The sequence below is a fragment of the Ventosimonas gracilis genome (assembly GCF_001580025.1).
GTDB classification, from domain to species: domain Bacteria; phylum Pseudomonadota; class Gammaproteobacteria; order Pseudomonadales; family Pseudomonadaceae; genus Ventosimonas; species Ventosimonas gracilis.
The window spans coordinates 1-312 of record NZ_LSZO01000155.1; the positions used below are offsets into that span (position 1 = coordinate 1).

A 312-nucleotide genomic window follows, 5' to 3' on the forward strand; every position below is an offset into this window, starting at 1 on the left:
AGTGCGCGTCTATGAGCGCAATGGTTGCACGCTAACAATAAAGCCAGGCTATGACGGTTGCGCCACAATACATGACAAAGATATTTGGCTGTATTGCATTAGCCAGCTTGTGGACGCTAAAAATCGGGGAGAGGTAATAAATAGAAAAGTTAGATTTACCACGTATGATTTTTTAAAATCTACAAATAGAAGTATAGGTGGTAGAGGATATGCTTTAGCGGTTCAAATGCTAAAGAGGCTGGCAGGGACAAGGATAGAAACCAATATAGCGATTAAGGGATATAGAGCGCGGGAAGGCTTTGGTTTGGTTGA

The 312-nt window shown here is 42.0% G+C and carries 1 protein-coding gene; it reads left to right on the forward strand.

Features of this window, described 5'->3' with window-relative positions:
- Positions 1-312 (forward strand): replication initiator protein A (locus AXE65_RS13330; RefSeq protein WP_193393240.1); only part of this gene is annotated, 312 nt, incomplete at both ends.